General features: G+C 59.3%; 6 protein-coding genes. All 6 read right to left on the bottom strand.

The features are described 5' to 3' along the window. Positions 1 to 352: 352 nt before the first annotated feature. From lsrG to lsrA, 6 genes are read right to left on the bottom strand one after another with little or no spacing between them, the layout of a single operon-like run. Complete coding sequence (gene lsrG, locus SBO83_RS15175) at positions 353 to 646, bottom strand: (4S)-4-hydroxy-5-phosphonooxypentane-2,3-dione isomerase (protein WP_034789397.1); 294 nt, start codon at positions 644 to 646, stop codon at positions 353 to 355. 14 nt (positions 647 to 660) lie between these two features. Then, a complete protein-coding gene (gene lsrF, locus SBO83_RS15170; protein WP_396132073.1) occupies positions 661 to 1,536 on the bottom strand; it encodes a 3-hydroxy-5-phosphonooxypentane-2,4-dione thiolase in 876 nt (291 codons plus the stop codon). 29 nt (positions 1,537 to 1,565) lie between these two features. Continuing rightward, complete coding sequence (lsrB, locus tag SBO83_RS15165; RefSeq protein WP_396132083.1) at positions 1,566 to 2,582, bottom strand: autoinducer 2 ABC transporter substrate-binding protein LsrB; 1,017 nt, start codon at positions 2,580 to 2,582, stop codon at positions 1,566 to 1,568. 13 nt (positions 2,583 to 2,595) lie between these two features. Next, complete coding sequence (gene lsrD / locus SBO83_RS15160; protein ID WP_396132072.1) at positions 2,596 to 3,618, bottom strand: autoinducer 2 ABC transporter permease LsrD; 1,023 nt, start codon at positions 3,616 to 3,618, stop codon at positions 2,596 to 2,598. After that, positions 3,618 to 4,682 carry an autoinducer 2 ABC transporter permease LsrC gene (gene lsrC / locus SBO83_RS15155; protein WP_396132071.1) on the bottom strand — a complete coding sequence of 355 codons (1,065 nt, stop codon included), beginning with the start codon at positions 4,680 to 4,682 and terminating at the stop codon, positions 3,618 to 3,620. The genes lsrD and lsrC overlap by 1 nt, the downstream gene beginning before the upstream one ends. Beyond that, complete coding sequence (gene lsrA, locus SBO83_RS15150) at positions 4,676 to 6,226, bottom strand: autoinducer 2 ABC transporter ATP-binding protein LsrA (RefSeq protein ID WP_396132070.1); 1,551 nt, start codon at positions 6,224 to 6,226, stop codon at positions 4,676 to 4,678. Before lsrA ends, lsrC begins: the two co-directional genes overlap by 7 nt. Positions 6,227 to 6,300: the final 74 nt, after the last annotated feature.

The raw sequence follows: 6,300 nt of genomic DNA, 5'->3' as shown, positions 1-6,300 counted from the left end.
CGTGGGCGTCGGCCCACACCGACCAAGGGAGGCGTAAACGCGCCTCCCTTGGAACCCTGCGTTTTTTCTTTTGTGAGTTCGAGGCTGCGCAGGGTTGGAATGGACATGTTTCAGGCACTTTAGTGATCGTCGCGAAGTGCCGTTTCAGTGGTGTGCTGTTCTGCTCCTCCCCCGGGAAAGGGGGATGCTGGGAGTGGGTATTGAAGAAAACTCAGTGACTTAGGTCAGTCTGGGGATGGGTTTACTCCTTCTCCTATCAGAGGAGAAGGCAGGGATGAGGAGTGGTTTAAAACCGTGCTCAATGCACCAAACCTCAACCCGGCCTCTCCTTAAAAAGAAGAATGAGCAGGCCCTATTCAGGATAAATCCCTCTAAAACTGGTCTTCTTCCTCGGCCCCGTCATCAAACCCTCAAGCGCCTCGACGCACTTTAGGTAGTGCGGCGTCTGTTTGTGGGCGGCGACGGCGGCGTTATCGACGTAGGCTTCATAAATGAAAAATCGCGTGGGTTCTTGCTCGTCTTGCAGCACGTCAAAGCGCAGGTTGCCCGGCTCTTTAATCGCGCCTAAGTGATTGTCACGAAACACTTTCAAGAACTCATCGACCTTGTCCGCTTTAACATTAATTTCTACCAGTGTGACTTCCATAACTCCTCCTTGGCTCAGCCTTTTTGGTCGAGAAACAACTCGTAGGCGTGGTCGACGCTGGCGTTGTTATGCACCACGGCCTGCACGGCTTTCAGCATGGCGATTGGCGATTCGGACTGGAAGATGTTGCGCCCCATATCCACGCCAGATGCCCCCTGATCGATAGCCTGGAAGCACATCTCTAAGGCTTCGCGCTCGGGCAGTTTCTTACCACCGGCGATAACAATCGGCACCGGGCAGCCTGCGGCGACGCGCTCGAAGCCACTGTCCACATAGTAAGTTTTGATGATGTGCGCCCCCATCTCGGCGGCGATGCGGGTGGCCAATGAGAAGTAACGCTGATCGCGCACCATATCTTTGCCCACCCCGGTCACCGCCATGGTTGGCATGCCGTAGCGGGTGCCCTGATCCACTAGCTGAATAATGTTTTTGATCGACTGATGCTCGTGCTCGCTGCCGATATAAACCTGCGCGGCCATGGCGGAAACGTTCAGGCGCAGCGCGTCTTCAATGGCTACGGCCACGGTTTCGTTCGACAGCTCGGTGAGAATCGAATTGCCGCCAGACGCGCGCAGCACCACGGGTTTATTGACGGCAGCGGGCACCACGCTGCGCAGAATGCCGCGTGTACACATCAAAACGTCCGTGTGTTCGAACAGCGGCGCGATGTTGAGATCGATACGCTCAAGGCCGGTGGTCGGCCCCTGAAAATAGCCGTGGTCGAACGCCAGCATGACGGTTCTCCCGGAGGCCGGATTGAAAATGCGCGCCAGCCGCGACTGCATCCCCCAGTCCAGCGCCCCGCTTCCTTTAAGGAAGAAAGCGTGGTTGCTTTGCGGCGTACCAATACCAAAATCCTTGCCGTCTTTGATGTCATCTAAATCAGCCATCTCAAGTTCTCCTTACAGTGACGTTAATGTTAGAAATCGTATTTACCGATGTTGTCTTTGGTGAACACTACGCGCTCCGGCAGCAGAACAATGCCGTTGCCCTTGGCTTCATATTGGTAGCCCTGCACGCTGTTCGGCGAGACTTCTACCTGCCCGATTTTCGGCACATCCAGCTTGTCGCCGACGTTCAGCTCGCCCTTCTTCAGCAGCTGTTCGGCGACATACACCGAGATTTTGCCCTGCGCCACTACGTCCCACAGGCCGAACTGTTTCACCGTGCCACGCTCGACGTACGGGCGCATAACGTTTGGCGTGCTGAAGCCGACGATGGCGACATTCTTGCGCCCGAGGTTTTCCGCCGCCTGCGCCGCCGCTGGCAAGGCATTGGCATCCGGGGCGATGATGGCGTCGAGGTCATTCCACGATTTCATGATGCCCTCGGCGGTTTGTAGCGACTTGGTGGCGTCGTTATAGCCATATTGCGTGGTGACAATTTCCCAGCCCGGATGCTCTTTGGCGATTTTGGCTTTCGCCTCTTTCACCCACTGGTTCTGGTCGGTCACCGTCGGGCTGGAGTAGAAGAACGCCACCTTGGCTTTCTCTTTGGTCACTTGGCTGGCGGTCATGTCCACTAACATGGAACCTAACTGCTGCGGCGTGCCTTGGTTGATATAAATCGAGCGGCACTCGGGCTTGGTGTCCGAGTCCCATGTCAGGACTTTCACCCCGCGCTGCATGGCGCGTTTTAAGGCCGGGCAGAGTCCATCGGGGGATACCGCCGCGACCACGATGGCGCCATAGCCCTGATTGACGAAGTTATTGATCATCTGCACCTGCCCCGACACGCTCGGCTCCGTCGGGCCGTCGTAGGTCACGTCGATGCCCAGCTCCTTGCCCGCCGCCGTTGCGCCACTGCCGCCACTGGTGAAGTAGCCAACTCCGACCAGTTTCGGGATAAAGGCGATGCGATCTGCGGCCTGTGCGCTGGCACAAACCACAGCCAATGCGCTGACGGCGAACAGGTTTTTCCACGCGGTTGTTTTCATCATTCACTCCACATTATTTCGAGGTCAGAGAAGCAGAAGGCGCAGACCAGCGGCGGTAATAGCGCTGGAAAACACTGCGAAGGAGGCCACGGTTGAGGCTGGCTGAACGGCCAATCACCACCAGAATCAGCAGCGCGCCGGAGAGTGCGCTGGAAACTTGGCTGGAGATGCCGACCATTTGCAGCCCTTGTTGCAAATAACCAATCAGCAAGGTCGCCAGCGCGGTGCCTAACACCGAGCCGGAACCGCCGTAAATATTCGCCCCGCCCAGCACCACTGCGGTGATGGCAGGCATGAGCAAGGAGACGCCGAGGTCCGAGCGCGCCGAGCCGAAGTAGGAGGTCATGACTATCGCTGCAACCGCCGAGGCCAGCCCGGTCATGCCATACAGCGCAAACAGCGTGCGGCTGACGGGCAGTGCGCCATAGCGCGCCACGCGGGCGTTTTGCCCAATCAGAAACACATTGCGGCCGGTGCGGGTGCGGTGCATCAATGCCCAGAAGAACAGCGTTGCCAGAAGGAAAATCAGCAGCGGCATCGGCAAGCCCAGCACCACTCGGTTAGCGAAATCGGTAAAAGCCGCCGGGAAGTCGCCAATGCCTTCGAAACCGGTCGCGCCCGCCAGCCCGGAAAGCAGCAGTGCGCTGCCGCCAAACAGGTATAAGGTGCCAAGGGTGATCACCAGCGGATTGACCCCGGTATAAAGGATGAGCGCGGCGTTGAGCAAACCGCAGGCCGCGCCGAGTACCAGCGTCAGGCCAATCGCCAGTGGCAGGGGCACGCCCGCCTGACACAGCACGCCGAGCGCGATGGCGCAAAGGCCGATGGTCGAGCCGAAAGAGATATCAATGCCGCCGCTGACAATCACCATGGTCAGCGGCAGCGCGACGATGCCAATGGTGATGAAGTCGCTGGTGCTAAACAGCAGCGTGTTAATGTCCAGCATGCGCGGGTTAGCAAAGCCAAACAGTAAGATCTCCATCACCAGCAGGGCCAGCAGCGCCCCTTCCCAGCCGTAACGCTTCAGGTTGTTCATCACAGCACCCCGCTTTTATTGGCGTTCATGCGTCGGGAAGTGCGCGGCTCCGACGGTTTGGTTTTGGCTCTTTCGACTACCGCCGCTTTGGGTTGGAAGCGAGCGTACTTCTGGCGGCGCAGGTTTTTGTCGAGGGCCTGACGCAAACGCCCGTCAAACACCAGCACCGCCAGCAGCACTACGCCCGCGATAAAGTCGTTCCACCACGCGGGCAGGCGCAATAGCACCAGCACGCTGTCGATTTGCGTCAGGAAGTAGGCTCCCAGCACCGCACCAACGATGCTGCCAGTGCCGCCAAGCAGGCTAATGCCCCCCAGCACGCAGGCAGCGATGGCTTTCATTTCCAGCCCGCTGCCGGTTTGATTCGGCACAAAACCAATTTGCGAAGCGAAGACAATCCCGGCCAGCGCCGCCATCGCGCCATTAATGCCGAAAGCCAGAATGCGCATGCGATTCACCGGCACGCCGAGCTGGCGCGCGCCCTGTAGATTGTCCCCAACGGCGTAGAAGCTGCGGCCAAACGCCGTGCGCGACAGCATCCAGAACATGGCTAACAGCAGCACAATCACCAGCAGGCCGAGAGGTGAAATGCCCAGCACCAGCGGCGCAGAGAGCGATTTCAAGTCAGCGGGCAGCCCCTCAATCCATTTACCGCCGGTCAGCAGCAGCATCAATCCGCGATACAACCCCAGCGTGCCGAGGGTGGCGACAATCGCCGGAATGCGCAGCCACGCCACCAGCACGCCGTTGAACAAGCCCGCCGCAATCCCGACTGCCAGCGTCGCCAGACAGGCCAGCGGCAAAGCGACGCCGCTATTAAGCAAAATACCCAGCGACACCGCGCACAGCCCGGTTATCGAGCCGACCGAGACGTCAATATTGCGGGTCAGCATCACCAGCGTGGCGCCCATCGCCAGCAGCATGAGGATCTGCGCGCTGCCGAAAATCATCCCCAGCGTCTGAAAGCTAAACGACTGGCTGTCCATCGCGCCCAGCAGGCCGAACAGCGCGACAATCGCCAATAGCGCGGTGAGCTCACGGTTATTCTGAATCAGTTTCAGCATGACGCTTCTCCATCTAAAGCCTTGGCGGGCGCGGGTTGGTGAGCATTGCCGAAGGCGATATGCATGATGCCGTTGACGTTAATGTCGCCTCCGCGCAGCTCGCCGCTCATCTCCCCCTGATGCATGACAAAAACCCGGTCCGCCAGCCCTTCTATCTCGTCTAAATCGGAAGAGATCAGCAGCACGGCGACATTCTGTTTCACCACGCTTTGCAGCAGTTGGTAGATGTCAGCGCGGGCGGAAACGTCCACGCCACGGGTTGGTTCATCGACAATCAGCAGCGCCGGGGCGGCTTCCAGGCATTTGGCGATCAGCAGCTTTTGCTGGTTGCCGCCGGAGAGCGTGCGGGCGTGCTGCTCGCCGTGGGAATATCTAATGCCCAGCGCACGGTGGTAGCGTTCGAGCACGGCGGCCTCGCGTTTGGGGTTGAGCCACCAGCCGGTGCGGTTAAAGGTCAGCGAGGTGGTGTTCCATGACAGCGGCGCGTCAAGGTATAAGCCGGAGGCCTGACGGTCTTCGGGCAGGTATACCAGCCCCTGTTCCAGCCGGGCCAGAGTATTGAGCGACGTGATATCGCGCCCCGCCAGCCGCACCTGCCCGCCCCGCGCCGCGCGCAGGCCATACAGCGTTTCAGCCAGCTCGGTGCGTCCGGCCCCGACCACGCCCGCCAGCCCGACAATTTCTCCGGCATTCACCGTTAAAGAGATATCAATAAAGCCTTCGCCAGTGAGGTTTTCCACCTGTAGCACCGGCTGGCCTGCCGCAGCGTTGCGGCGCGAACCGGGGAGATCCAGCCACAGCTTCTGTTCGGCGGGCAGCGCGGTTTGTGCGGCCTGCGGAGTAATAGCCTGAATCAGCTGCTCGTTGTCGAGTTCGCTCAGGGCGCCGCTGAGCGCAATTTTGCCGTCGCGCATCACGCTCACGCGGTCGGCAATTTGGCGAATTTCCGGCAGCTTGTGGGAGATAAACACCACCCCGACGCCCTGCGCCGTGAGCTTTTTCACCTGAGTAAAGAGCCGGGCGGATTCAGCAGGCGTCAGCGAGGCGGTGGGTTCGTCGAGGATCAGCAGCCGCGCGTCGCGCATCAGCCCGCGCAGGATCTCCACCAACTGCTGGTCGGCCACTTCCAGCGTTCCGGCCAGTGCGCCAAGCGGCAAGGTACAGCCCAGCTGCTCAAGGCGCTGTTTCAGCTTATCGCCGCGAGCCTGATGGGCGGGCAGACGAAATAAAATGTTCTCTTTTACCGTCAGGCTCGGGAACAGCATCGGCTCCTGCGGCACCAGATAGATCCCCGCCTGGTGGGCCTTGGCGGGCGTCATGCCAGTTTGTATTTTGCCGTTCAGCCACAGCGTGCCGCTGTCCGCCACCTCGACCCCGGCGATGATTTTCATCAAAGTGGACTTCCCCGCGCCGTTGCCTCCCAGCAACGCATGGATCTCACCGCCGTGCAGGGTGAAGTCGATATTTTTCAGTACCGCCACGCCGGAAAAACCTTTGCTGACACCGGAAACCTGTAATAACGCGTCGAGGGAGTCTGTCTGCATGAAAGGGCCTCTGAGTGAAAACACATTCAATGAACAAATGTATTTATCATTTAATATTGTTCAAAAGCCTAGTC

The sequence above is a fragment of the Ewingella allii genome (assembly GCF_044430645.1).
GTDB lineage: Bacteria > Pseudomonadota > Gammaproteobacteria > Enterobacterales > Enterobacteriaceae > Ewingella > Ewingella allii.
This window is presented reverse-complemented; position numbering and strand designations above follow the sequence as displayed.

Coding starts and splice junctions, on each gene's coding strand:
- lsrC (WP_396132071.1), bottom strand. CDS start 4,682: ATGCTGAAACTGATTCAGAATAACCGTGAGCTCACCGCGCTATTGGCG.
- lsrA (WP_396132070.1), bottom strand. CDS start 6,226: ATGCAGACAGACTCCCTCGACGCGTTATTACAGGTTTCCGGTGTCAGC.
- lsrG (WP_034789397.1), bottom strand. CDS start 646: ATGGAAGTCACACTGGTAGAAATTAATGTTAAAGCGGACAAGGTCGAT.
- lsrD (WP_396132072.1), bottom strand. CDS start 3,618: ATGAACAACCTGAAGCGTTACGGCTGGGAAGGGGCGCTGCTGGCCCTG.
- lsrB (WP_396132083.1), bottom strand. CDS start 2,582: ATGAAAACAACCGCGTGGAAAAACCTGTTCGCCGTCAGCGCATTGGCT.
- lsrF (WP_396132073.1), bottom strand. CDS start 1,536: ATGGCTGATTTAGATGACATCAAAGACGGCAAGGATTTTGGTATTGGT.